This is a genomic window from Pseudoduganella sp. SL102, from assembly GCF_027856995.1.
Taxonomy (GTDB): Bacteria; Pseudomonadota; Gammaproteobacteria; order Burkholderiales; family Burkholderiaceae_D; genus Rugamonas; species Rugamonas albidiflava.
Map to the genome: position 1 here is coordinate 4,209,050 of NZ_CP115554.1, position 25,121 is coordinate 4,234,170.

Below are 25,121 nucleotides of genomic sequence, written 5' to 3' on the forward strand. Positions count from 1 at the left end.
GTTCTGGTGGCGCGTCTCAGATAGACTGGATCACTCGCCTCGACCAGCACTGTTTGATGTCAGGATACGTCAAAAGGATGGCCGACAATAGCGATAATGGTGTCGACGATTTCCGCTGCGGCGTCGTTGATGGAGCCATTAAGGTATGCTCGTGTCAGACGGTCCTGTTTTCATCCTTGGCTACGCATGGCTCGCCGCGAGACCTTCACATTTTTTCGGTCGTCAAACGAAAGGGACGATGCAAGTAATTTGACCGGTGACGAGCATCCCGACGAGTAGCAGCCACCGGACGTATCTCTAACAGATTGGAGGTTGGGGGCACGTTTGTGGGACGCTCCGGGAATCGCACAGGCAAACTTGGATTTCCCTAGCAGATTCAGAGGCTTAACGAAATTTATCAGCAGACGCTGTCGCTGCTGATGGTCGACGTGGACAATTTCAAGCAGTACAACGATGCGTATGGCCACGTGGGCGGCGACGACTGCCTGCGGCGGGTTGCCGGCGCGGTGGCCAAGGAAATGCGCGCGAACGACCTGGTGGCGCGCTACGGCGGGGAGGAATTCGCCGTCATCCTGCCGAACCAGTCGCTGAAGGGCGCCGCCATCGTGGCCGAGCGCATGCGCTGCCGCGTCGAGCAACTGCACCTGCCGAACCTGGGAGCAGCCGGGCAATGCGTCACCATCAGCATCGGCGCGGCGACGGCGCTGCCGGCGCCCGAGTACGAGCCGGTGCAATTGCTGGCCGAGGCCGATGCGGCGCTGTACCGCGCCAAGCACATGGGCAGAAACCGCATCAGCCTGCCGCTGGAAATGGCGTTGGCGCACTGAGCAGGCGCCGAATGGAGGAACCGGCGCCCTGGTCTGGCGCCGGACTGGGAAATCGGAGTTGCGCTCCGGCCGGTCAGCCGCCGAATGGCAGGTAGTCCACGCCGTCGCTGATGCCGCCGGCCAGCGTGGCACGGAATTCGGTCGATTCCGAGAAGCCCGTCAGGATGTCGCCGCGGGGCACGCTGCCCTCCAGTGCGCCCAGCCAGAAATTGAAGCCCTCCTGGTCGAATTGACGGTCGAGCACGTTCGCGTACAGCTGTGTCAGGTAGCCTGCGTTGTCGAGCGCGCCATAGCGCTGGAGGAACTCCGGGCTGTTGGCGAAATGCTCGGCGATACCGGACAACTGCGCGCCGCCATCCATGGCCTTGAGCCAGAAGCCGATGCCCGATTCGTCCGGCGTGCGGTCGAACGCGGCGGCGTACAGCCGGTAGAGCTGGCCGGCGGTACCGCCGACGTCCAGGGCGATGTTCCCGTCGGCAAACTGCAGGCGTTCCACGTTGACCAGCACATCGGTGACGCCGGAGGCCTTCGCGGTGACGCTGTAGCCTTCGGCAACCGCGCTCACGTCATACGTGCCGCGTGCACCGCCGAACAGCACCGTGTCGAGCCCCGCGGCGCCATCGATGCGCACGGCGGTCGACACGGCGGTGATGGTGTCGTTGCCGGCGGTACCCACCTGGCTCGTCGTCGCGCTGAACGCGTCGATGCCCAGCGTGCGGTCGGCAAAGCGCAGGCTTTCGATGCCGGACAGCACATCGGTGCCCTCGCCCGTCACGGTCAGCGTGTTGCCGTCGCGGACCACGGTGTAGCTGGCGAAGCTCTTGGCGAACACCACCGTGTCCTGCCCGCCCGCGCCGGTGATGGTGTCGCTGCCCGCGCCCAGGTGGAACGTGTCGGCCGCCGCGCCACCGGTCAGCCGGTTGCCGGCGCCGTTCGCGTAGAACGTTGTCCCGCCGGCGCCGCCGATCGCGTTTTCGATCGTCACGCCATAGGCGATGGAGACATTGTTCAAGCCCCGCGCGGTTTCGCTGAAGGCGCCCGCGTTCAGGTTGATCACGGTGGCTCCCGTGCAGGCGGAGAAGTCGAGCGTGTCCGTTCCGCCGGCATCCCACAGGCACATCGGCGCCGTGCCGCTGCTGAAATCATACTCGTCGTTCCCGCTGTGATAGCGCGTGTTCGCGCCATACAGGTACTGGATCGCCTGGATGTCGTACATCATCAGCGTGGCCTGGAACTTGTGGTTGATCGCGTAGCCGGTCGGATCGTTGTACGACATCAGCGTGTAGTCGCCGTTGTCGGTGGCGGCCGGCAGGAACGGGCCGTCGACATCGGAACCGGTCGCATTGTAGTCGCCCGGATGCTTCAGGCCCAGCATGTGGCCGATCTCGTGCATCACGACCGACGGTCCGTAGCTGCCCACCGAAAAATCGGAATTGTACGAGAGCTTGTTGTTCAGGTACATCTGTACCGAGGGGATGCCGATCCCCGGCAGGTAAGCATAGGCGCTGGTACTGGTGCCCTGCGTATTCGTGCCGAATTGCAGCTGCGCCGTCGATGAAGCCACCTCGACAAACGAAATATTGGCCACCGATGCCCACTCGCCCAATGCCTCGCGCACGGCTGACTGTTGCACCGATGACATCGCCTTGAAGCCGGTCCGGTCATCCGCCGAAGCGTTGATCGGCGCGCGGGTCAGGAAGCTGTAGGTCAGCGTCACAGGCGTGTCCGCCGTCCTGTTCCAGCTGCTGTAAACGAGTGCGTCGATGGCGTTGCTGCCAGAGGTGAGGCTCATGGTCGCTCCAGGGCTTGAAAAGTTCGATGCGAATGGTAGCATGATTAGGGAATGCCTTGCGGCAACATCGTGCTGATGCGTGCCAAGGCCAGGTCCGCGCGTTGTCGGCGACGGACAGGATGTCGAACCGTCCATTCAAGCACAAGGGGCGCCGAAGCGCCCCTTGTCTTATCAAGCAACCATTATTGACAATAAAACATCATTGTCAATCAACCATCGTCGTCAATCAACCATCGTCGTCAATCAGCCATCAGCCGACTTCTTGTCGAGCTCCGCATCGTTTCTGCCCGCTTGCCAGGCAACCGTGCCGGTCCGCTTGATTACCGCGCCGCGCCGCCAGACGACGGGCCCGCTGCCGTGACCGGGGCGGCCTGCATGCCCAGGGTGCGCGACAGGAAGCCCCAGCGGTCGGCCACTTCCTCGATCTGCTTCGAGGTCGGCTTGCCGGCACCGTGGCCGGCCTTGGTTTCGATGCGGATCAGCACCGGTGCCGGCCCGCCCTGGGCCGCCTGTGCGGCGGCGGCGAACTTGAAGCTGTGCGCCGGCACGACGCGGTCATCGTGGTCGGCCGTGGTGACCATCGTGGCCGGGTAGCAGGTGCCGGCTTTCAGGTTATGCAGCGGCGAATACTTGACCAGCGCCTTGAACTCTTCCGGGTTGTCGGACGAACCATAGTCGGACGTCCATGCCCAGCCGATCGTGAATTTATGAAAACGCAGCATGTCCATGACACCCACCGCCGGCAGTGCCGCGCCGAACAGGTCCGGCCGCTGCGTCATCGCCGCGCCCACCAGCAAGCCGCCGTTGCTGCCGCCGCCGATTGCCAGCTTGGCCGGCGACGTCACCTTGCTGGCCACCAGCCATTCTGCCGCGCCGATGAAATCGTCGAACACGTTCTGCTTGCGCAGCTTGGTGCCGGCCTGGTGCCATTCCTCGCCGTACTCGCCGCCGCCGCGCAGGTTGGCCATCACGTAGACGCCGCCCATTTCCACCCATGCCAGGTTGGCGACCGAGAACGCCGGCGTCAGCGGCACGTTGAAGCCGCCATAGCCGTACAGGTAGGTCGGGTTGCTGCCGTCGCGCTTGATACCCTTCTTCGCAACGATGAACATCGGCACGCGCGTGCCATCCTTGCTGGTGAAGAATTCCTGGCGCGTTTCATACGCGTCCGGATCGAAATCCACCTTCGGCTGGCGATACACGCTGCTCTTGCCCGATTTCAGGTCGTAGCGGTAGATCGTGGTCGGCGTGGTGAAGCTGGTGTACGCGTAGAACGTTTCCGTGTCGCCCCGCTTGCCCGCGAAGCCGCCGGCCGAGCCGATGCCGGGCAGCGCCACGTCGTGCAGCGGCTTGCCCTTCAGGTCGAAGACCTTGACGGCGCTGTAGGCGTCGGCGAGGTATTCGGCGACCAGCTGGCCATTGACGATGTTGGCGCCTTTCAGGGTCTGCTTGCCTTCCGGCACGATCTCCGTCCATTTGCCGTTGCGCACGTCGATCGCGGCAATGCGCGACTTCGGCGCGTTCTTGTCGGTGACGAAGTAGAACAGCGGGCCGTCGTTGTCGATGAAGGCATACGAAGCGTCGAACGCCTCGAGCAAGCCGGCGACCTTGCCGTCCTTCTGCTTCAGGTCCTTGATGAACACGCGGTTCTTCGGATCGGTGCCCTGGGTGGCATTGATGACGAGGTAGCGGCCATCATCGGTGACTTCCGCCTGGAAGCCCCATTCCTTCTGGTCCGGGCGGTCATACACGAGGATGTCGCGCTCCTGCGGCGTGCCCAGCTTGTGGAAGTACAGTTTCTGGAAGTAGTTCACGCCAGCCAGCTTGGCGCCTTCGGCCGGCTCGTCGTAGCGGCTGTAGTAGAAGCCGGAACCGTCGTGCGCCCAGGCCGTGCTGGAGAACTTCACCCATTTGATATGGTCTTGCGTGTCCTTGCCGGTCTCGATGTCGCGCACGCGGATCTCGTTCCAGTCGGAGCCGGACGCCGCGGTACTGTAGGCCAGGTGCTTGCCCTGCGGGCTGATGGCGATGCCGGCCAGCGCCACGGTGCCGTCGCTGGCCAGCGTGTTCGGATCGAGCAGCACGCGCGGCTGTTCATCCAGCGTTTTCACCGTATAGAGCACGGCCTGGTTCTGCAGCCCGTCGTTGCGGCTGTAGAAGTAGCGGCCGCCTTCCTTGAACGGCACCGAATAGCGCTCGAAGTTCCACAGTTGCGTGAGGCGCTGGCGGATTGCCGCGCGCTCGGGAATCTGGCCGAGGAAGGCTTGCGTCAGCCGGTTCTGTTCTTCGACCCAGGCGCCGGTCTCGGCGCTGTTGGCATCTTCCAGCCAGCGATAGGGGTCGGCGACCGTAGTGCCGTGGTAATCGTCGCGCTGGTCGACTTTCTTGGTGACCGGGTAGGTCAGCGGGCGTTGCTGGCTGGTGCCGGGCGCACAGGCCTGGGCCAGCGCCTGGCCGGTGGTGCCGGCCAGCAGCGCAGCAGCGGCGGCAGCGAGGGTAGCGCGTTTCAGATGCATGAATATCCTTGTGATGTGGAAGTCCGCGTCCGCGTGGCGGACTTGCCGATCATATCGCCAACCATGGCGAATATGAAAGGTTCTGCCGGCGCGTACGGCGCAGTTTATTCGGCCGTTTCATCAGCCCGTCACAATTTATTCATACCATTCCGGCGACTTGTATAAGTGAACCAACGTGAAATCCGCTTCCGCCATCCTGCCTGTCAACGTCAGCTACCTGCGCGCCCCCGCCGGCGATCCAGCCTGCGCGCACCTGCTCGACATCCTCGCGCGGCGCCGGCTGACCGCGCTGTTCCAGCCATTGATCCGCACGCAGACGGGCGAGATCATCGGCTATGAAGGCTTGATCCGGGGGCCGTCCGACAGCCCGCTGCACGCGCCGATGAAGCTGTTCGGGGCGGCGCGCGACCACGGCCTGGCGCTGGAAGTGGAATACCTGTGCCGGCGCATCGTGCTGGAACGCTTTGCGGAACTGCAGCTGCCCGGCAAGCTGTTCATGAACGTGAGCCCCGAATGCCTGCTGCCGCGGCGTGGCGGCGAAGGCGAAACCCTCGGCTGCATCCGCCAGCTGGGCCTGCAGCCGGACCGCGTGATCATCGAACTGACGGAGAACCAGCCCACCTACGACTATGAACGGATGCGCGAGGCGGTGCTGCACTATCGTGCGCGCGGCTTTGAAATCGCCATCGACGACCTGGGCGAAGGCTTTTCCAGCCTGCGGCTATGGTCGGAATTGCGGCCCGAATACGTCAAGATCGACATGCATTTTATCCAGGGCATCAACACGGATCCAGTCAAGCTGCAGTTCGTGCGCTCCATCCAGGAAATCGCGGAAGAGTCGCAGACCCTGGTGATCGCCGAGGGCATCGAGCAAGGCGCCGAGCTGATGGTGCTGCACGATCTCGGGGTGGCCTTCGCGCAAGGCTATCACCTGGGCCGCCCGCAGGCCGATCCGGTCCGCGAGATGCCCGCCGAGGTGCTTGGCGCGCTGGCGCGCGGCGGCGTGGCCGTGTATCCGCAGCGAGGAGTGGAGAAAACCGCCGTGAGCATCGTGAAGCTGCTGCACCATGTGGACGCCGTATCGACGGCAGTGACGAACAACGAGGTGTACCAGCGCTTCGAAGCCGATCCCGCGCTGATGATCATTCCGGTGGTGGACGACGGCGTGCCGCTCGGCCTGATCTCGCGCTTCGCGATGATCGATCATTTCGCCCGCCCCTACGAACGCGAACTGTATGGCAGGAAGTCATGCCGGCAATTCATGGATGCCAGGCCGCTGGTGGCCGACAAGGGCACCAGCCTGCAAGACCTGTCCTGCCGGATGGCCGCCTCGGCGGCCCACCACCTGTTCAACGGCTTCATCATCACCGACGGCGGCCGCTACCTCGGCATGGGTACCGGACACGACCTGATGCGCGAGATCACGCAGTTGCAGATTCATGCGGCGCGCTACGCGAACCCGCTGACCGGCTTGCCGGGCAACGTGCCCATCAACGAGCATATCGACCGGCTGCTGCACAGCGGCACGCGCTTCTGGGCATGCTACTGCGACCTCGATCACTTCAAGCCGTTGAACGACGTGTACGGTTACCGGCGCGGCGACGACGCGATCGGCCTGCTGGGCCACATTCTCGCGCGCCACAGCGACCCGGACCGAGATTTCGTCGGCCACATCGGCGGCGATGATTTCATGATCCTGTTCCAGAGCGAGGATTGGGAGGCGCGATGCTGGCCGAGTTCGGCGCCAGCGGAGCGCAGTTCTACAGCGCGGAAGACCGCGAACGGGGCGGCTACCTGGGCGAGGACCGGCAGGGCCGGAAGGTATTTCATCCGCTGATGAGCCTTTCGATCGGCGCGATCCGGGTGGAACCGCGGCAATTCCATTCGCACCACCAGATCGCCACCAGCGCGGCGGAAGCCAAGAAGCAGGCCAAGAAAATCCACGGCAACAGCCTGTTCCTCGACCGGCGCCAGTCAGCGGCGCATTGAGGCGCTGACTGCCGAAGTCCCGGCACGATACCATCCCGGCACGACGCCTTCGCGGCGCCGGGCCGGCGCGGCGAAGGGCCGGAGGATCAGGCGCGGTGGGCGTCGCGCCAGCGCCGCGTCATCATTTCCGCCGAGCCGATTTCCTCGCGCGTCAGCCGGCATTCGATCAGCTTGCGATTGTTGCACGCGGTTTCATCGCCCGCCTCGGCCGCCAGCGAAATCCACATGTACGACAGCACCGGATCGCGCTCGACACCGCGGCCGCCGGCGTACATGCCGCCCAGGTTGTACTGCGCCAGCGGGTGGCCCTGCTCGGCGGCCCTGCGGTACCAGGCCACCGCCTCGGCATCGTCGCGTGGCACGCCGTGGCCGTTCGCGTACATGACACCGAGGTTGTTCTGCGCGCTGGCGTCGCCCTGCTCGGCGGCATGGCGGTACCAGGCCACGGCGCGGACTTCGTCCTTGGCCACGCCGTGGCCGTTCGCATAGATGACGCCGACATTGAACTGGGCATTCGCCGCGCCCTGCTCGGCCGCCTTGCGGTACCAGGCCAGCGCTTCCGCCGGATCGCGTGCCACGCCGCGGCCCTGCGCGTACATGCCGCCCAGGTTGTACTGGGCCAGCGCATGCCCGGCGCCGGCGGCACGGCAGTACCAGTCGAAGGCCAGCGCTTCATCCTTGCGCGCGCCATGGCCGTTCGACAGCATCACACCCAGGTTGAACTGCGCATAGACATCGCCCTGCTCGGCGGCGCGGCGCAGCCACGAGCAGGCCCGCTCCAGGTCCACCGCAACGCCGCGCCCTTCCGCATACGCGACGCCCAGGTGGCGCTGCGCGGCGGCCATGCCCTGCGCGGCGGCCTGCCGGTACCAGGCTACCGCCTGGGTATCGCTCTGGAGCACGCCATGGCCGCGCCGGTACATCAGGCCCAGGTTCAGTTGCGCCGTTGCATCTCCCTGCAGCGCGGCCTTGCGGAACCAGGCCAGCGCGAGCTGGAAATTGCGCTTCGTACCGAGACCTTGCGCATAGGCCTCGCCGAGCAGCGCCTGGGCGCTGGCGACCCCCTGCCCCGCCGCGCGGCAAAACCAGGTCAGCGCCGTTTCATCGCAGCGCGGCACGCCCCGGCCCTTGCGGTACATCAATCCGAGATTCTGCTGCGCCGAGGCATCCCCCTGGCGCGCGGCCATGCGGAACCAGAACACGGCTTCGGTATCGTCCGGCCTGGTGCCCACGCCGTTGTAGTACATGGCGCCCAGGTGGTTCTGCGCGAAGGCGATACCCTGCAATGCCGACAGGCGCATCCAGATGAAGGCCGCATCGTCGTCGCGCCGGACGCCCTTGCCGCGCTTGTACATCAGCGCGAGGTTGAACTGCGCGTACGCGTCGCCCTTGCCGGAAGCTTCGCGGAACCACGCGTACACGTCTGCATCTTTGTTCGAGTAACGGTCGTTCATGCCTGCTCCCCCATCGTGCGCGTCGGTTTGTTGCATAAAGCTTAATAAACCATTGCGCATACCTTTTGAGAAGGCTCAATCGGCGGACCGGTTGGTCGTGGTCGACGACGTGGTGGGAAAGGTTGATGTGGCGCGACGCGACGTGCGGCGCCGCACGCTAGGCGGCGCCGCACGTCCCGCTCACTGCGCTGTGACGGACTGCTTGCGGAGGAATGCGGCGACCTTGGCGGCGGCCAGCTTGTTGACCGACATCAGCAGCGCCGGCTCGACGGCGGCGATGCCATAGCTTGACGCAAGATGGCGGCCGATGTGCAGCAGCACTTCGGCGGCCACTTCCGCGTCGGCCTCGGCCCGGTGGGCGGTACCGCGGAACGGAATGCCGAGCTGGCTGCCCAGGTTGCCGAGCTTGTAGCTGTACAGCTGCGGATAGACGCGGCGCGACAGCTTCAGCGAGCATACCGTACCGGCATGCATGGGCGCCATGCCCAGGCGGGTGCTTTCGGCGCGCAGGAATTTCTCGTCGAAGCTGGCGTTGTGCGCCGCCAGCGCGTCGGCGCCGATGAATTCGAGCAGGCGCGGCACCACCTCATGCGCGGGCGGTGCCGTGTCGACCATCTGCTGCGTGATGCCGGTCAGGCTGGTAATGAACGACGGCACGCGCACGCCGCAATTGACCAGCGAGACGTAGCGCTCGACGATCACGCCATCGGCGATGCGCAGCGCCGCCACTTCGGTGATGCGGTCGCCCATGTCCGGCGACAGCCCGGTGGTCTCGAAGTCCAGCATCACGATCGGTTTCGTCAACATGGGGATTCCTCAACCGAATTGCCGGACGGCGTCCAGCGCCAGGCCGGCGCCGATGCTGCCGAACCGGTCACCCTCGACACGGCGGGCACCGGGCACGGCGGCCCCGATCCGTTCGCGCAATGCCGCCACGCCCGACGAACCGCCGGTGAAGAATACCGTATCGACCTGCTCACTGCGCACGCCGGCATCGGCCAGCAACCGGTCGACGCTGCCGCCCACCGTGTCGACCAGCGCACCGATCGCCGCGACGAAGCATTCCCGCTCCACCTCCAGCGCCAGCGGGGGCGCCAGCCGGTCCAGCTCGAGCCGCACCGAAGCCTGGTCCGACAGCGCGATCTTGGTTTCCTCGACGCGCATGGCCAGCCAGTGGCCGGCGCGGTCCTCGATCAGGTTTTGCAGGCGCCGCAGCTTTTCCGGCTCGCGGGCGTCGCGCACCAGTTCGCCCAACTGGGCCGACATCTTCCTGGTGTAGGCCTGGTTGATGGTGTGCCACGTCGCCAGGTTGAAGTAATAGCTGGACGGTACCGCACTGCCATTCTTCAATTCGCTGCCGTAGCCCAGTTCCGGCATCACGGCGGCAAGGCTCAGGTATTTGTCGAAGTCGGTACCGCCGATGTGCACGCCCGCATTGGCGAGGATGTCGTCGCGGCGGTCGATCCTGGCCATCCGCGAGGGTGCCAGGCGAACCAGCGAGAAATCGGACGTACCGCCGCCGATGTCGGCGATCAGCACCAGTTCCTCGCGGTCGATCTGGGACTCGTAGTCGAACGCGGCGGCAATCGGTTCGTACTGGAATGCCAGGTCGCGGAAGCCCGCCGCGCGGGCGATGTCGGCCAGCGTGTCCTCGGCCAGCCGGTCGGCGGCCGGATCGTCGTCGACGAAATGCACGGGCCGCCCGAGCACCGCGGCATCGAAGCGGCGGCCCGCGGCGTGTTCGCCACGGTGCTTCAATTCGCCGATGAACTGCCCGAGCAGCTCGCGGAACGACAGCGCGCGACCCGCCACTTCGGTCTGGCCATCCATCAGCGGCGTGCCCAGCAGGCTCTTGAGCGAGCGCATCAGCCGCCCTTCATAGCCGGACAGGTAATCGGCCAGCGCGGCGCGGCCGAACGTGACCTCGTCGTCGTCGGCATTGAAGAACACCACTGAAGGCAGCGTGACCTTGCCGTCTTCGAGCGGCAACATCACCGGCCGGCCAGGTTGCACCCACCCGACCGTGGAGTTGGACGTGCCGAAGTCGACACCACAGGCTGTTGCCATCGCTACCTCATCTGAAAGGGGCAAAATTTTACCAGAGTTGGATTGACCTGTATCAAATCCCGCACCGCCCAGATAGTTACGCTAGGAAATTCGACAAAACGGGAGACCGAGATGGAAGGTTAGAGCAGAGGTACGCGACGGATGCGGTACAAAGTGGGCGAAGACGTGAGAACGGCGGGGCCATCGGGCACCGGCCGTGCCACTGCCGGGCGTGGACGTGCGCTGGAGCGCCTGCGCAGCGGCTGGCGCCGCCGTGCGGGCGCGACCGGCGCGCTGCTGGCTGTCATCGCCGTGACACTGGTGATTGGCAGTTGACAAGACCCGGCCTGCGCGACAGTTGCGGCACGGTAATCGATTTCCTTAAGGTAATAGTTGCCACACGGTAAGTTCATGCAGTATCCTCACCCGAAACGGTGCCGACACGGGCCAACACCAGACCATGAGAAAAACAAAGACACCACCTCCCGCGGACAGCGTGGCCGCCACCAGGACGGCAGAGTACAAGGCCGCGGTCGTGCGTGAAAACCGGCGCGTTACGTCCTACGACGTGGCGCTGCTGGCTGGCGTGTCGCAATCGGCCGTGTCGCGTTGCTTCAAGCCCGGTGCCAGCGTCTCGCCGACGACCTACGCGCGCGTGATGAAGGCGGCCGCCGGACTCGACTACATTCCCAACGCGGCAGCCCGCAGCCTCATTACACGGCGCTCGAACATGGTGGCCGTTGTCATGTGCCACGTCGCCAACCTGTCTTACCCCGAGGCGCTTGCCGAACTGTCCCAGCAACTGGCCCGGCGGGGCAAGCGCGTGCTGCTGTTCACGGTCCAGCACGAAGACGAGGTCGAGCACATCCTGGGCGACATCTGGCAGTACCAGGTCGATGGCGCGATCATCGCCGCCACCCTCAGCGATGAACAGGTGCAGGAGTTCGAGCGACGCGGGTTGCCGCTGGTGGTCTTCAACCGCAACCTGCGCGGCCGCACCGTCAACAGCGTGCTGTGCGACCAGTACGAGGCCGGCCGCATGCTGGCGACGCGGCTGGCCGCCGCAGGGCACCGCCAGTTCGGCATCATGGCCGGTCCCGACGGGTCGGCGGTCGCCGCCGAGCGCCGCGCCGGCGCCTGCGACCGGCTGCTGGAACTGGGCCTGCCTCCACCCGTGCTGGTCACAGGCCAGTTCGACTACGCCAGCGGCGCGCGCGGGCTGCGCGAGCTCATCGAACGGCTCGGGCATCCGCCGGATGCCGTCATCTGCGGCAATGACGTGATGGCGCTCGGCTGCCTCGACCTGGCGCGCCACGAACTGGGTATCGATGTGCCCGGCACGATGTCTGTCGCCGGCTTCGACGCCGTCGAACCGACCGGCTGGCTGAGCTGCAACCTGACCACGCTGCGCCAGCCGATGCACAATATGGCGCTGGCCGCGGCCGACCTGCTGACCTCGATGATCGAGTCGCACGGCAGCCACCTGGCCGAGAAGCGCACCTTCGCACCGCAACTGGTACCCGGCGCAACAGCCCGGCTGGCGCCCCTGGAAGACGCGTCACTGGCCGCCTGATCCAGCCACCATGGCCATGGCGACAAGCATGGTGAACGTTGCGCAATAGTCATTGCGTTAGGAAACGCACGTTCCCGGTCGACGAAACAGCCTACAGTCCATCCATGAGATCGCTTTCGTGGAGTACTTGCCATGGCTTACATGCTGGCCGCCGCCGCGGCCGCCCTACTTGTCCAGCCGGTCTGTTCGTGGGACCGGCCCGGTGTCGACCGCTATCGCGGTTCGCCGGCCGCCGCGCTGGCCAACTATCGCGACATCTCCCCTGCCGACCGCGCCACGCTGGCGCGCAGGATCGCTGCCGGGATTCCGGACGATACCGTGCAGATCAGCCGCACTGCGATTGCCGGGCATTACCAGTATGAAAGCCGTATCGCCGACATGCATTTCGGCACCGGGCGGATGTGCCGCACGGTCACGCGGGCCAAATGGCGCCCGGCGCACCGCGAGCCGGCCGCGGTGTACTGCGTGGGCGATACCTGCGTGCTGGTTCCTGAAGTATGCGGCAACGTCAGCCGCGTTCGCAGGATCGTGACGTCGGGTTCGGGCGGGCCCGGGGCGACCGGCGGAGCGCCGCGCCTTCCCGCTGCGCCGCCCGCAGCCGCACAGCCCCCGCTGGCCCTGGCGCCGCCGCCCGACTATCCGGCCGTTCCGGCAGCCGGCGACGAACTGCCGCCATGGGTAGTGCCGGGCGCGCTGCCGCCGCCGGTGCCCGGCCTGGAGTACCCGGGGCCCGGGCGCGAGGTTTCCGGGCCGCTGCCGTTGTCGCCGGTACCCGAACCGTCGACCTGGGCGATGCTGGCAGGCGGCCTGGCCGTGCTGGCCGCGCGGACCTGGCGCCGCCGCGGCCGGGCACACTAGTCTGGATGGGCGCTACGCTGCGGCGGCCTTGCAGGGGGCGCCGCCGATTCCTAGGCGCCGGCCCAGAATACCAGCACGGCCAGCACGCGGGCACGCCACGTCAACGTCAGCGCCACGGCCAGGGCGGCGGCGGCGATCGCCATCAGCCACACGAGTACCGCGATGGAGGCGGAATCGGCCACCAGGCACAGCACCAGTGCGATGGCCAGTGCCACCGCACCGAGCCAGCGCAGCTGTTGGGCCGTCGCGGCGGGTCGCGGCGCCTTGCCCCGCACCTGCTCCCAATGCGTGTCCAGCGACAGCGCGAACCATCCCATGCCAGCCGTGCAGGCGACCAGTGCCGCCAGCAGCATCAGCGCATCACGCATGGCCAGCCTCCAGCGTGGCGGCTTGTGCCGGTGCGGCCAGGGTGGCGCGCCGCCGCAACCGGCGTGCCGCCAGCAGCGCAAGGCCGGCACCGGCCAGCATGAACAGGTCAGCTCCCGCCACCGGCCAGTAGCCCGTGGCGACGGTGCGCAGCAAGTGGTCGCCCGTGGTGACCCAGTTCAGTACCGGCGCCACGATACCCAGCACGCCGATCGCCAGGCATTGTTCGCGCCAAGCCGGCGCCAGGCGGCCCGCGGCCACCGGCGCGGTGCGCCACACGGCGTGCGCCATCGCCAGTGCCCAGACACCCCAGAAAGCGTATTTTTCCATGGCGCCGCGCCACGGCCAGCCGGCGGGCATCGCATCCGGCAACAAGCGGTTGGCGACCAGCATGCCGAGTGCCGCGATCAGCATGCCGGTGACGGTGGTGACCGCCAGCGCATCGACCACGCGCGCGCCGGCGCTGCCCTGCCGGGCATGCTGGCGCTTGCGCTTTTCGACGAAGAACAGGAAGCCGGTCGCGATACAGGCGCAGCCGGCCAGCCCGCCCAGCACATACAGCCAGCGCAGCAGCCAGTGGCGGAAGTGCTGCAGGTGCAGGCCCGTGAGGAATTCATTGACGCGCGCCACCAGCGTCGGCGGCGGATCCTCGCGCAGCAGTTCGCCCGTGGACGCCTTGAAATGGATGCCCTCCCCGGTCAGCGCGATGCGGTCGGTACCGGAACGGTAGATCGATACATAGCCATTGGCGTCACCGGGGAACTGCACGGCGAGGAAGCCGACATCGCCCGCCATGCCTTTCGCGGCCCAGCGGCGGCGCGCTTCGGCGACCATCGGATCCACCGCGGCCATTGGCGCGGCAACGCCGGCGCGCGCGTACGGCAATCCCGTTTCGCGGGCCTCGACCTGCTCGTGCTTGTCGTGCAGCGCCGCGAGCTGGGTATGGGTGACCGGAAAATAGATGCCGGCGAAGATCACCAGGCCGGTAAACGCAAAGAAGAAATGAAATGGCAGCGCCACCACGCCGGTCAGGTTGTGCAGGTCCAGCATGCTGCGCTGGGTGCTCTTGTTGGGCCGGAACGTAAACAGTTCGCGGAACAGCTTGCGGTGCATGATCACGCCGGTGACGAGGGCGACCAGCATCATCAGCGCGGCGAAGCCGACGATCCAGTAGCCCAGGTTTTTCCAGTCGAACGTCAGGCTGTAGTGCAGCGGATAGAAGAAGCCGCTGCCGATCTTCAGCCGGTCATCCGGCAGCGCGGTACCGGTACGGGGATCGACCGTGCGCAGCGCGAAGATGGCGGTATCCTTTTCCCTGGCATTCGGCACCTCGTAGCCGACGAACAGGGCCAGCACGGGATCGCGGTGCGTGGTGTATGCCCCCATGCGCGTCACGGTGTCGAAGCGCTCGGGCAGCGGACCGTCGACCTGGCCGCGCATCGCCGCGCGGGCATCCTCGAGCGGCTGCATGTCCTCGAACACGGGGCGCAGCAGCTTGTCGAACGACGGCATCGGCTGCGGCTCGAAGCGCGTGGCCGGGATCGCCCAGCGGTCGATTTCCCGGTCGAACACCGACAGCGCGCCAAAGAAGAACACGACCATCAGCACGAAGCCCAGGAACAGGCCGAACCAGGTATGCAGCCAGGCCATCGCCAGGCGGAAATTCGGGAACATGGTCAATCTCCGGTCAGACGATCTGTTGTTGCAGCAGGGACGCCGCGCCGGCCAGCAAGGCGCCACCACCGGCCAGCACCAGCCACACGCGCGACACGCTGCGGGCCACGAAGGTCAGCAGGAACGCCACCAGGAAGACCAGCAAGCCGACGATATAGGACAGGTGCTCGGCATCGTGGAATTCCATGCCCGCGGCGTACAGCAGCGCCGTGCCGAAGGCAATCACGCCCCACGTGAAGGCGTAGCCGCCAAGGACGGCGGCAGCCGTGCGGGAAACGATGTGAAGCGGGGATGAAGTGAGTGCGGCCATGGCGGTAAGCGGTAGGTTGATCGACGTTCCGCCCCGCGCTGCGCGCGCCGCTGGCGGCGCGGGATCGGAACTAGAATGAGAACTATTCGCATTCTAGCAGCGGTTAACGCCGATACCAACCATTCGCGTACCAATAATTACGGGAAACGACGGCGCGGCGCGGCGCGCAGGACAAAAAAAGCGCGCCGCCGGCCGGAGCCGCGCAGCGCGCTTTTAGTATGATCCTGCGCGACCGCCCTTGCGGGCGGCCCATGCAGCGATCTCTCGCCGCTTACAGCTTCCAGCGCAGGGTCAGGCCGATCACGCGGTCGTAGCGACGCACGTCGCGCGGATTGCTGGCGATGCCGTGGTAGTCGTTGTACGTCCGGTCGGTCAGGTTTTCAACGTCCAGCGTGATGCCCATGTGCTCGTTGAACTTGTACGACAGCGAAGCATCCACCGTTTCGATCGGATCGACGATCAGGTCGATCGGGCCGATCGGGGCGGCGATCGCGCGGTAGTTGAACGTATCGACGAACCGGCTGCGGTAGTTGTAGGCCAGGCGCGCGGACCATGGGCCACGCTCGTACAGGCCGACCACGTTGAAGGCGTTCTTCGACATGCCCTGGAACGGCGCTTCCTTGCCGTCGTCCAGGAAGTGACCCTTCATGTACGTGTAGTTCGCTTCCAGGCCGAAGCCGCCCAGCCAGCCCGGCAGGAAGTCGTAGAACTGGCGGTAGCCGATCTCGACGCCTTCCAGCTGGCCTTCGTTGACGTTGCGCGGACGGTCCATGCGGTACTGCTTGCCGTCGAACGTTTCCATCGCGAGAGAGCGGATGATGTAGTTCTCGAACTTGTGCTTGAACACCGTGGCGGTCAGGCTGCCGGTCGGCGCGAAGTACCATTCCAGCGCCACGTCGGCGTTCTTGCCCGTGACCGGCTTCAGGTCCGGGTTGCCGCCGTTGCCGCCGTAGATGCCCAGGCCGTCCGGGGTCGCGCCCAGCGAAATGCCGGGGTTGAAGTCGCCGAAGGCCGGGCGCTGGATCGTCTTGCCGGCGTTGACGCGGCCGATCAGCGTATCGGTCAGGTTGGCTTTCAGCGTCAGGTTCGGCAGCACGTCGGTGTCCGACGACTTCTTGTTCACGGCCACCGGCTGGTTGTCCACGTTCGAGAAACCGTTCACGTCCAGCTTGGTCTTGACGACACGCACGCCCACCGTGCCTTCGACCGGAACCGGGCCGGCGTTGAAGCCGAAGCGGGTCTTGCCGTACAGCGCACTGGTGTCTTCGTTATTGGTGTACAGGGAGTACGGATCCGGCGCGGTGCGGCCATCGCGACCGTACAGCTTGCGCATGGCGTCGATATTGGCGTGCTGGTAGTTGCCACAGATGGTCAGCCACTGGTTCATGCCGTAGTCGTTCGAGAACCGCTGCGACGGGCAGGTCAGGCCCGGCAGCGAGCTGACGGCCGGCAGGCCCGGCACGGCCGGCAGGAAGTTCAGGCTTTCATGCTGGTAACGGGCGCTGCGCTTGGCGATCCGCACACCGGCGCTGAACTCGCGGAAGAAGCTTTCCTCGCCGTTGTTGTAGGTCGCGTCCGCGCGCCAGTCCTTCGACTGCCCGCCCGAGGCCTGCCAGTTGTCGATGAGGTTGTGCAGTGTGTAGTTGTTCGGGTCCAGCATGTTGTAGCCGGGATAGTCGAAGCGCGCACCGCCATTGACATAGGTCTGGCCGACGATCGTGGTCGGATGGGCCAGCATCTCCATGATCGGCATGTCCTGCTTCCAGCGCGCGGTGGTGCGCACGAACTCGGTCGACACGCGCAGGTCCGGCGTGACGGTCCACTTGGCGCCGATCGCAGCCTGGTGGGTTTCCGAATCGTCGCGCGGCGTCTGGTTCGAGCTCAGCGCCAGCGGGCTACCGGACGAGGTGACCGTATCGACCTGGTTGGTACCGGGGAACAGCGTGTACTGGGTGGTCGGGCCCCAGCCCAGGTTACCGAGGAAGAACTGGTTTTCACGGTCGTGGTCGATACGGGTCGACCAGCCTTCCGCCAGCAGTTCCACGTTGCGTGCAGGCTTGAACTGGAATGCCCAGTTGGCGGAATAACGTTCGCGCATGCCGTAGTTGCTGGAATGCCCGAGGTCGACCGGACCGGTGACCGCGGCATTGGGCTTGCTGGTGTTGTTGGTGACGGTGTTGTCCGGCGGCGAGTTCCAGGTCACTTCATCGAAATAGTGCCCCTTCTGGTACGACACGCCGAACAGCGCGCCGAATTCGCCCAGGTCGTTTTTCCAGCGGTTCGAGATCATGCCGGACACCTGCGGATCGGTGGTGTCGGCCTTGTCGCGACGTTCGCCGCGGCCGCTCAGGCTGGCGGAGAAGCCCTTGAAGTCGAACGGGCGCGCGGTGCGCACGTCGATCACGCCGGCGGTACCGCCTTCGACCATTTCAGCGCCCTGCGTCTTGTAGACGTCGACGCGCTGCAGCATCGTGGTCGGGATGTCCGCCAGGTGCAGGTTGCGGTTGGTGGACGTGTAGACTTCGCGGCCGTTCAGCAGCGTCGTCAGGCCTGGCAGGCCGCGAATGATCACATCGGCGGCTTCGCCGCCCGAGCGGCGGATTTGTACGCCGGTGACGCGGCCGAGGATTTCAGCCACGTTCTTGTCCGGGAACTTGCCGGCTTCTTCCGCGACGATCGAATCGATCACTTCATCGGAGTTCCGCTTGATCGTCTGCGCGCTTTGCGCGGCGCGGCGCACGCCGGTGACGACGACCGAGACCGGTGCCGAAGTCGCCTGCGCTTCCGCGACGGCCTGGGCGTTCTGAGCCCAGACCGATGCACTGCTGAGAATGCCGGCACCCGCCAGGACGGCGACCGACAGCTTCATTTTCATCTGTTGCGATGGGGGAGTGTGACCGAACGAAATCGTTGTCATCGAAGATCTCCTGATCGTTATAGTTTTTGTCAAAGACGTGTGCTACCACTGTCAACTTGATGCTGCGGGCCAATGGTAGTGACCGTACCAAGCTCGATCCAATGACTTTTTTGGGGTTTTTGATGCCGAATTTGATATCACAGCGGCGATCAACAGATTTTACTTGGGCAATTTATATTTCTTTGGATCAGTTCAAACGCGGCACAGGGCCGCTTGGGTACTGATTTGAAAGGATTTAATTTGGTCGACCGACGATCAATTTCATTCGCCGCTTGCTCGCAAAACGCTCATTCCAGTGATTGATTCACCCATCAGTGGCGACCGGCCAAGCACGAGTGGGAGGCTGATTTGTACCAAAGCCGCAACAGGGAGAACGTGCGAGGCGTTAGCGTGACGTACTTGCGCGGCGCGCACGATGCCGAACGGATCAGCCGGGGGAGCTGATCGATGTCCGCGCCGGTCGGCGATACCGGCACGCGGCGCCGCCCGTCAGCGCCCGCGTGCGTGGTGAAGCAGTGCTGCCAATGAAGCAGTGCTGCCAATGAAGCAGTGCTGCCAATGCCGTGGCTTCCCGCAGCGCAGCCAGCCCATGCTCAGCCAGCAGGCGGGCGCTTGCGGGGGGTGGCTGGACCAGCCCGGCCGGCGGTGTGATGCAAGGCCGTCTCCAGCGCCGCGGCGCGTCCGGCAGCGGCCGCCGCTTCCGCCTGCGCCACCGCCAGTTCGCGGCGCACGGCGGCCAGCACTTGGAGCGCGTCGTCCCGCGCTGCTGCCGCGGCGGTGGCACTGCCTTCCAGCATGCCGATGCGCTGGTGCAATCCTGCAAGCTGCGACACCACATCGCGCAACTCGGCACGCTGGCTTTCCAGGGCGGCCGCGCCGGCGTCGCGCTCGGTTTCAAGTGCCTTTTGCAGCCTGAGTAAGGCCGCATGCTCACGCTCGCGCTCCTCGACTGCCTGGCGATGGGCGGCGACGGCAGCATCGCGCTCGGCCTGCAGCTGCACACGCAGTTTGTCGAGCGACGCCGCATGGTCGCGCTCCACCGTCCTGAACCAGGCATGCTGTTCATTCAGTTCCTTGCGCGCATCCTCCACGCGCTGGCGCAGCTTTGCGTTGATGGCTTCGCCGGCGGCCAGCTGGTGGCGCAGCGCGGCGAGCTCCTTGCGCGCCGCGCCGGAGATTTCCCGCTCGGCCGCCAGCTCCGCCGCCAGGCCCGCAATGCGCACCACCGCGGCCTCCTCTGCCCTGGCGGCATCGGCGATGCGGGTTTCCGCTTCGGCACGCAGTGCCGCCAGCGCCTCGCCGGCGGCTTCCTGGGCCTGTTTCCACAGGGCGGTCAGCAACTCGCCAGCACCGCTGCGCAAGCTTTCAGGCAAGTCCGGACCATCGATCGTGACCCGGCTGCGCTCCCGCAACTGGCTCCAGAATTTCGCCAGCGCTTCCGCTGGCGCCGACATGCTGCCTTTGCGAACCAGCTGGTAAAGCCGGTTGGCCGTGGGCGTCATGCCATACCGGAAAAACATCACGGCGCACACTTCACGGTACAGCTCCTGGGTGTTGGAATAGCGCGTCCTCAGCGCTTCCACGTCGTTCAACAGCTGCGCTTCCGCAGTCAAAACCGGTTCCATGCCTCCTCCAATTAATAATACAACGTATTACGTAGTATATCCTACTCACCCTTATTTACGGGCGAACGGCGAATTCAGCATCGGGAGTCCAGGTTCGCGAGAGCGGTGCGGGGTATGCCGGCTAGCGTTCCGTCAGTAAGACGCGAAAAGTGATCATTTGATACATTATCGCGGTGGGTATGACGTCTGCTGTTGCATTCTGGCACATTGCTGTTGCTTTTCAGAACAGCTATCATCACCGACTTTCTTTACATCAATTTCCAGGAGCGCGCCACATGGTCCGACCGTGCCCGATTCCGCATGCCCTGGCGCTAGCATGTGTGGCGCTGGGCCACGCGCCGGTTCGGGCGCAGGAGGTGCCGGTCGCTGAAGTGGTGGTCACGGCGACGCGGACCGCAAAAACGGTCGACAGGATCCCGGGCGCGGTGACGGTGGTGTCCCAGCGCGACCTGGAAACGCAATACCTGCTGGCGGACGATCCCTCGGCCGCGCTGGCCACCTACATACCGGGATATTCGCCGAGCCGGCAAAAGATTTCCTCGACCGGAGAATCGCTGCGCGGGCGCACACCGCTGATCCTGCTCGATGGCGTTCCGCAGTCCAATCCGCTGCGCGCCGGCATGCGCGAGGGTTTTTTCGCGGATACCGCGATCATCGAACGGATCGAAGTGATCGCCGGCGCCTCGGCCATGCAGGGCATGGGCGCCACCGGCGGCATCATCAACTACATCACGAAGACGCCGCGCCAACCGGGGACCACGGTCGCCGTGCACGCCAGGGCTGCCACGGGATTCCGCCATGACAACCTGGACTGGAAAACCGGTGTTTCGGTGTCGCACAAGTCCGGTGCCTTCGATCTGTTCGGCTACGCGAGCGTGCAACGGCGCGGCATGGCCTACGACGGCAGCGGCCGCCGGATCGGCATCGATGCGCTGCAAGGCGATACCCTCGATGCGGGCGGGCACGACGTGTTCCTCAAGCTGGGCCGCGATGTCGGCGAACAGCGCCTGCAGCTGACGGTCAACCGCTTCAATTTCCGCGGCGAGCTCGATTACCGCACGGTGCCCGCCGATTTCGCCCGCGGCATCCCCACGTCCTCGGTGCCGGGACGCCCGCCGGGCAATCCGGCCCGCAACGACGTGCGCACCGCCAGCCTGGATTACCGCCATGCTTCGCTGCTGGGTGGCGCCCTGGCGGTACAGGTGTTCAGCCAGGATTTCACGGCACTGTACGGCGGCAGCAACACGATCACGTTCCAGGATGCCCGCCTGGCACCGGTCGGCATGCTGTTCGACCAATCCGAAATCAACGCCGACAAGCATGGCGCCAGGATCACGTGGGTGCGGCAGGACCTGCCCGTGCCGGGACTGGAGGCCACGCTGGGATTCGATTACCTGCGCGACCGCAGTGGCCAGCGCATGGCGCTGACGAACCGCACCTGGGTGCCGACCCTCGACTTCACGTCGACCGCGCCGTTCGTGCAACTGGAGTACGAAGCCGGCCCGGTCACGGTGCGCGGCGGCGTGCGCCGCGAATCCGCCCGGCTTGACGTAGCCCCCTACACCACGCTGTGGTCGTACGGCGGGGTGGCGGTCGGCGGCGGCAAGCGCTCGTTCGACAAGGCGGTGAAGAACATCGGCGCCGTGTGGCGCTTCGCCCCCGCATGGTCGGTGTTCGTGTCGTCCTCCGAAGGCTTCGGCTTGCCGGACGTGGGCATAGTCCTGCGCGGCGTCAACCGCCCCGGCCAGTCGGTCGACACCCTGTTCGAACTGCAGCCGGTCATCACCCGCAGCAGGGAAATCGGCATCAACTGGCGTGGCGCGCGGGGCAGCGCCGGCGCATCGTTCTACGACTCGCGCTCGGAACTGGGCACCGTGCTGCGGATCAACGCCGAAGGCCTCGGCGTGCTGGACCGCGTGCCGACCACCGTGCGCGGCTGGGAAGTCTCCACCGAGTTGCGGGCTACCGCCACGCTGTCGGCGTTCGCCACGTATGCCCGGACCATGGGCAAGACCGCGGCAAGCGCCGGGGCGCCAATGGACCTGGCACTGGGCGCCCGCGCGCAAGGGCCGGACAAGCTGGTGCTCGGTGCCAACTGGCAGCCGCTGCCGGGCACGCGCCTGCGGCTGCAGGCGACCCGCCTGGCCGATCGGGACATCAATATCGGCCGGATGGCCGGCCCCATCAGCCTGGAAGAGCATTTCCGCGGCTACACGCTGGCCGACGTGGCGGCCACGTGGGACACGCGCTGGGGCCGCTTCGGCCTCGGCATCGACAACCTGACGGACCGGCAGTACATCGGCTATTACCCGCAATCGGTGTACCTGAAGGATCCGCTGTCCTACTTTGCCGGCCGTGGCCGCACGTATTCGGCAACTTATACGCGCAGCTTCTGATTCGCTGGCGCAGCAAAGTTCCCCAAAATCGTTTGCGATTTATCAAAACTATTGCATCTGGCTGAGCCGGGGGCTTAATCGATCGGGGTGACAGGTCCATAATCGGCGCGTGTGTCCGACATGTATCCCACGCTGGAGCCCGGTCATGAACATCCTTTCATCAGCGCTGTGGGGGCGGCTGCGCCGCCCCTCCCCCTGCGGTCCGCTTCTGCCGGCGCGCGTGCCCGCCGCGGAGCAACTGCGCGACCTGCTGCGGGCCGGCGCGCCGATGGCCGGCCGCGACCTGTCCGGTGCCGACCTGCGCGGCATGGTGCTCGACGGAGCGGATCTTTCCGGCGCGGTGCTGGAACGAACCGACCTGCGCGGCGCGAGCCTGCGCGGCACCCTGTTGCGCCATGCCTTGCTGACCGGCGTGCTGCTCGATGACGCGGATTGTTCGGGTGCACGCTTCGACGGCGCCTGCCTCGATGGCAGCCGCGCCGTACATGCGCGGCTATGGGGCGCCTCGCTGCGGGGCGTCCGGGCCAACGATGCATGCTGGCCCGGTGCCGACCTGAGCGATGCGCTGCTCGACGAGTTTGTCGCCGTGGGCATCACGCTGAACCACGCCGTACTGGACCGCAGCCGGGCGACGTCGATGGTCTTGCTCGATGCCCACGCCGAGGCCAGCCGCTGGCGCGCCGTGCGCTGGGACAAGGTGCTGGCACTGCGCGCGCAACTGCCCCGTGCCGACTTCCGCCAGGCCCGCCTGCGCGGCTGCGCGCTCAGTGGCGCCGACCTGGCGGGCAGCAACTGGCAACACGCCGAGCTCGACGGGCTGCAGGCCGCCGCCGGCACCGACTGGCACGGCGCGCTGCTGCGCGGCGCACGCGCTGTCGACTGCAACTTCCACGGCGCCCGGCTGGCCGGTGCCGATCTGTCGGGAGGCCGCTTCGTGCGCGCCGATTTCGGCACCTGCGACCTGGCTGGCAGCGTGCTCGACAATGCGCACTTCCCATTCTGCAGCCTGATCGGCGCGCGCATGCAGCATGCGCGCGCACACGGTGCCGACTTTGCCCGCAGCATCTGCCGGCGCGGCGATTTCACCGGCGCGGCCACCGACGGCGCACGCTTCGCGTGGCCCGGCATGGGCGGCGAGCTGGCACTGGTGAGCAGGCTGGCGGCCAGCGTGCCGTGAGCCCTTGCCGGTATGCCGGTCCGCCGTTTCGTCATTTCGTCATTTCGTCATTTCGTCATTTCGTCATTTCGTCATTGCGCAGCGCCTTGCCTGACACCGGCAATCCGGAACCGGCGATCTCGCCCGACCGGATGTGTCGTGCCCCGTGCTACCGCGCGTCGCGCAGATCGGCCAGCGGCGTTGTGCCGAACCGCGCATCGAGGAGGTAGTCGACCAGTTGCGCGCCGGCGACGAGGGGATCGGCCAGTGCGCCATCCCGCTTGAGCGCCATGAAACGCCCGATCGCGGGGAAGTCGCGCTCTGGCGTGCCACGGATCTCTTCCTGCATCGCCGTGTCGATGACGCCGGGCGCGACGCTGGCAATGGCCAGGTTGGGGATGGCGTCGAGCGCGACGGCGCGCGCATGCATGTCCAGCGCGGCCTTGGTGGCGCAATACGTGCTCCAGCCGCCGTAGGGTGCCCTGCCCGCGCCGCTGGAGACATGCGCCACGCGGCGGTCGGCGCAGCCGTTGCTTGCAGCCACGAAGGCGTCCGTCAGCACCAGGGCCGCGGTCACGTTCACCGACACGGCCAGCGCCAGCCGCGCCGCGCCCTGCGTGCCCGGCGCGCCGACGGGTTGCACGACGCCGGCGTTGTTCACCAGCAGTGCGCTGTCCGTGCCGTGGAGGAACGCGGCCAGTTCGCCGCCTGCGAGCCAGGCCTGCAATGCGGCCGCGTCGGCCAGGTCGAGCGCGACCTGGTGCATTGCGGGCAGTGCCTGGTTGCCGTGGCGGGCAATGCCCATGACTTGCACGCCACGCGCCAGCAGCGCGCGCGCGACGCCCTCCCCCAGACCGCGGCTGTGTCCCGTAACGATGGCTTTCATGCTTCCTCCCAGACGAGCGAAAGCGCCATTGTAACGGTGCGCTCAGGCGGGGCCGAGGCGGCGCGTGTCGTAGGTCAGCGTGGCGCAATCGAGGGTGATACGCGAACCGAGGCTGCCGCCGAGGAACTGGTGGACCACGCGCAGGCCGTATGCCGCCATGGCGCGTTCGAAGGCAATGACGTTGCGCTCGCCGACCCGCATCGGGGACGGCAGGCGTTCGAAGAGGCTGGCGCCGCCTGCCGCGACGACTTCGAGTTCCGCATAGTCGGCCGGCCGCGCGCCCAGGCTGCGCAGCAGCGCCGGCACGGCATTGCTGACATAGCGGACGTCGACGCCCGTGTCACCGGCGGGCGCATCCCCGAGCAGGCAGTGCGCCAGTGCGCAGCGCTTCTTGCGGCGCCAGATGATGCCGATGCCGACACAGGAACCCAGCAGCGCCGTCAGGACCATGTCGCCGCTGCCGACCGCGAACGCGCCCGCCCACACATGCCGGGTATCGGCCTGCGGGGGACGTGGTGCGGAACCGGTCGTTGCCGGACGCGGGACGGTGATGGCCATGCGAACCCAATCGTGAAGTTGTCGGAAAAATGCGCGTGCCGGACATTGATTGGGTCGGCACGTAATGATGCACTGAGGAAACTCAACTGTAAAGGATTTTCACCGTCGCCGCAGGCGCATTTTCAATCGTGCAGCGACTTGGCACGTGTATTGCATAAACTTCCATATTCGCGGGAGG

General features: G+C 66.1%; 17 protein-coding genes and 2 pseudogenes. 7 read left to right on the forward strand and 12 right to left on the reverse strand.

Annotated elements, in window-relative coordinates; translation table 11 throughout:
- Positions 1–395: 395 nt before the first annotated feature.
- Positions 396–827 (forward strand): annotated as a pseudogene (locus OU994_RS17830) (GGDEF domain-containing protein); the annotation flags it as partial.
- 73 nt (positions 828–900) lie between these two features.
- On the opposite strand, the gene OU994_RS17835 reads toward OU994_RS17830, so the two are convergent.
- Positions 901–2,619, reverse strand: coding sequence for a DUF4214 domain-containing protein (locus OU994_RS17835; RefSeq protein ID WP_281606978.1), 1,719 nt, complete (start codon positions 2,617–2,619; stop codon positions 901–903).
- A 320-nt stretch (positions 2,620–2,939) separates the two neighbouring features.
- Positions 2,940–5,135, reverse strand: a complete 2,196-nt coding sequence (locus tag OU994_RS17840) for a prolyl oligopeptidase family protein (protein WP_281606979.1) — start codon at positions 5,133–5,135, stop codon at positions 2,940–2,942.
- A 193-nt stretch (positions 5,136–5,328) separates the two neighbouring features.
- On the opposite strand from OU994_RS17840, the pseudogene OU994_RS17845 reads away from it, so the two are divergent.
- Positions 5,329–7,124: pseudogene (locus OU994_RS17845) on the forward strand (GGDEF domain-containing protein).
- An 86-nt stretch (positions 7,125–7,210) separates the two neighbouring features.
- Here OU994_RS17845 and OU994_RS17850 read toward each other — a convergent pair.
- From OU994_RS17850 to OU994_RS17860, 3 genes are all read right to left on the reverse strand, one after another.
- Positions 7,211–8,578 carry a tetratricopeptide repeat protein gene (locus OU994_RS17850; RefSeq protein WP_281606980.1) on the reverse strand — a complete coding sequence of 456 codons (1,368 nt, stop codon included), beginning with the start codon at positions 8,576–8,578 and terminating at the stop codon, positions 7,211–7,213.
- Between the two features lie 180 nt (positions 8,579–8,758).
- A complete protein-coding gene (locus OU994_RS17855) occupies positions 8,759–9,385 on the reverse strand; it encodes a PolC-type DNA polymerase III (RefSeq protein WP_281606981.1) in 627 nt (208 codons plus the stop codon).
- A gap of 9 nt (positions 9,386–9,394) precedes the next feature.
- On the reverse strand, positions 9,395–10,645 hold the full coding sequence (locus tag OU994_RS17860) for an Hsp70 family protein (protein ID WP_281606982.1): 1,251 nt from the start codon (positions 10,643–10,645) through the stop codon (positions 9,395–9,397).
- A 141-nt stretch (positions 10,646–10,786) separates the two neighbouring features.
- Here OU994_RS17860 and OU994_RS17865 point away from each other — a divergent pair, with 141 nt between their 5' ends.
- The 3 genes from OU994_RS17865 (at position 10,787) to OU994_RS17875 (ending at position 13,055) form a co-directional block, all read left to right on the forward strand.
- Entirely contained in the window at positions 10,787–10,960 is a 174-nt protein-coding gene (locus tag OU994_RS17865; RefSeq protein WP_281606983.1) for a hypothetical protein, read from the forward strand.
- Positions 10,961–11,084: 124 nt separating this feature from the next.
- On the forward strand, positions 11,085–12,197 hold the full coding sequence (locus OU994_RS17870; protein WP_281606984.1) for a LacI family DNA-binding transcriptional regulator: 1,113 nt from the start codon (positions 11,085–11,087) through the stop codon (positions 12,195–12,197).
- A 132-nt stretch (positions 12,198–12,329) separates the two neighbouring features.
- Positions 12,330–13,055, forward strand: a complete 726-nt coding sequence (locus OU994_RS17875; RefSeq protein WP_281606985.1) for an MHFG family PEP-CTERM protein — start codon at positions 12,330–12,332, stop codon at positions 13,053–13,055.
- 50 nt (positions 13,056–13,105) lie between these two features.
- On the opposite strand, the gene OU994_RS17880 is transcribed toward OU994_RS17875, so the two are convergent.
- The 5 genes from OU994_RS17880 to OU994_RS17900 form a co-directional block, all read right to left on the reverse strand.
- On the reverse strand, positions 13,106–13,423 hold the full coding sequence (locus OU994_RS17880) for a DUF3325 domain-containing protein (RefSeq protein ID WP_281606986.1): 318 nt from the start codon (positions 13,421–13,423) through the stop codon (positions 13,106–13,108).
- Positions 13,416–15,095 carry a PepSY domain-containing protein gene (locus OU994_RS17885; RefSeq protein ID WP_281606987.1) on the reverse strand — a complete coding sequence of 560 codons (1,680 nt, stop codon included), beginning with the start codon at positions 15,093–15,095 and terminating at the stop codon, positions 13,416–13,418. Before OU994_RS17885 ends, OU994_RS17880 begins: the two co-directional genes overlap by 8 nt.
- A 13-nt stretch (positions 15,096–15,108) precedes the next feature.
- Positions 15,109–15,405, reverse strand: a complete 297-nt coding sequence (locus OU994_RS17890; protein WP_131145764.1) for an iron uptake protein — start codon at positions 15,403–15,405, stop codon at positions 15,109–15,111.
- A 271-nt stretch (positions 15,406–15,676) separates the two neighbouring features.
- Positions 15,677–18,322: a TonB-dependent receptor gene (locus tag OU994_RS17895; RefSeq protein ID WP_281606988.1), complete on the reverse strand. Its 2,646-nt coding sequence runs from the start codon at positions 18,320–18,322 to the stop codon at positions 15,677–15,679.
- Between the two features lie 593 nt (positions 18,323–18,915).
- Positions 18,916–19,947: a DNA-binding protein gene (locus tag OU994_RS17900; RefSeq protein ID WP_281606989.1), complete on the reverse strand. Its 1,032-nt coding sequence runs from the start codon at positions 19,945–19,947 to the stop codon at positions 18,916–18,918.
- A gap of 275 nt (positions 19,948–20,222) precedes the next feature.
- On the opposite strand from OU994_RS17900, the gene OU994_RS17905 reads away from it, so the two are divergent.
- Positions 20,223–22,343 (forward strand): TonB-dependent receptor, encoded by a 2,121-nt coding sequence (locus OU994_RS17905; RefSeq protein WP_281606990.1) that lies wholly within the window; start codon positions 20,223–20,225, stop codon positions 22,341–22,343.
- Between the two features lie 145 nt (positions 22,344–22,488).
- Positions 22,489–23,520 carry a pentapeptide repeat-containing protein gene (locus OU994_RS17910; protein WP_281606991.1) on the forward strand — a complete coding sequence of 344 codons (1,032 nt, stop codon included), beginning with the start codon at positions 22,489–22,491 and terminating at the stop codon, positions 23,518–23,520.
- A gap of 148 nt (positions 23,521–23,668) precedes the next feature.
- Here OU994_RS17910 and OU994_RS17915 read toward each other — a convergent pair whose 3' ends face one another.
- Entirely contained in the window at positions 23,669–24,385 is a 717-nt protein-coding gene (locus OU994_RS17915; protein ID WP_281606992.1) for an SDR family NAD(P)-dependent oxidoreductase, read from the reverse strand.
- Positions 24,386–24,427: 42 nt separating this feature from the next.
- Positions 24,428–24,943, reverse strand: a complete 516-nt coding sequence (locus tag OU994_RS17920; protein ID WP_281606993.1) for a chemotaxis protein CheD — start codon at positions 24,941–24,943, stop codon at positions 24,428–24,430.
- Positions 24,944–25,121 lie beyond the last annotated feature (178 nt).

Bases quoted from the DNA above. Each gene is read 5' to 3' on its own strand.
- OU994_RS17850 (WP_281606980.1), bottom strand. From the start codon at position 8,578: ATGAACGACCGTTACTCGAACAAAGATGCAGACGTGTACGCGTGGTTC.
- OU994_RS17875 (WP_281606985.1), top strand. From the start codon at position 12,330: ATGGCTTACATGCTGGCCGCCGCCGCGGCCGCCCTACTTGTCCAGCCG.
- OU994_RS17915 (WP_281606992.1), bottom strand. From the start codon at position 24,385: ATGAAAGCCATCGTTACGGGACACAGCCGCGGTCTGGGGGAGGGCGTC.
- OU994_RS17885 (WP_281606987.1), bottom strand. From the start codon at position 15,095: ATGTTCCCGAATTTCCGCCTGGCGATGGCCTGGCTGCATACCTGGTTC.
- OU994_RS17840 (WP_281606979.1), bottom strand. From the start codon at position 5,135: ATGCATCTGAAACGCGCTACCCTCGCTGCCGCCGCTGCTGCGCTGCTG.
- OU994_RS17880 (WP_281606986.1), bottom strand. From the start codon at position 13,423: ATGCGTGATGCGCTGATGCTGCTGGCGGCACTGGTCGCCTGCACGGCT.
- OU994_RS17865 (WP_281606983.1), top strand. From the start codon at position 10,787: ATGCGGTACAAAGTGGGCGAAGACGTGAGAACGGCGGGGCCATCGGGC.
- OU994_RS17860 (WP_281606982.1), bottom strand. From the start codon at position 10,645: ATGGCAACAGCCTGTGGTGTCGACTTCGGCACGTCCAACTCCACGGTC.
- OU994_RS17900 (WP_281606989.1), bottom strand. From the start codon at position 19,947: ATGGAACCGGTTTTGACTGCGGAAGCGCAGCTGTTGAACGACGTGGAA.
- OU994_RS17895 (WP_281606988.1), bottom strand. From the start codon at position 18,322: ATGACAACGATTTCGTTCGGTCACACTCCCCCATCGCAACAGATGAAA.
- OU994_RS17920 (WP_281606993.1), bottom strand. From the start codon at position 24,943: ATGGCCATCACCGTCCCGCGTCCGGCAACGACCGGTTCCGCACCACGT.
- OU994_RS17855 (WP_281606981.1), bottom strand. From the start codon at position 9,385: ATGTTGACGAAACCGATCGTGATGCTGGACTTCGAGACCACCGGGCTG.
- OU994_RS17835 (WP_281606978.1), bottom strand. From the start codon at position 2,619: ATGAGCCTCACCTCTGGCAGCAACGCCATCGACGCACTCGTTTACAGC.
- OU994_RS17890 (WP_131145764.1), bottom strand. From the start codon at position 15,405: ATGGCCGCACTCACTTCATCCCCGCTTCACATCGTTTCCCGCACGGCT.
- OU994_RS17870 (WP_281606984.1), top strand. From the start codon at position 11,085: ATGAGAAAAACAAAGACACCACCTCCCGCGGACAGCGTGGCCGCCACC.
- OU994_RS17910 (WP_281606991.1), top strand. From the start codon at position 22,489: ATGAACATCCTTTCATCAGCGCTGTGGGGGCGGCTGCGCCGCCCCTCC.
- OU994_RS17905 (WP_281606990.1), top strand. From the start codon at position 20,223: ATGGTCCGACCGTGCCCGATTCCGCATGCCCTGGCGCTAGCATGTGTG.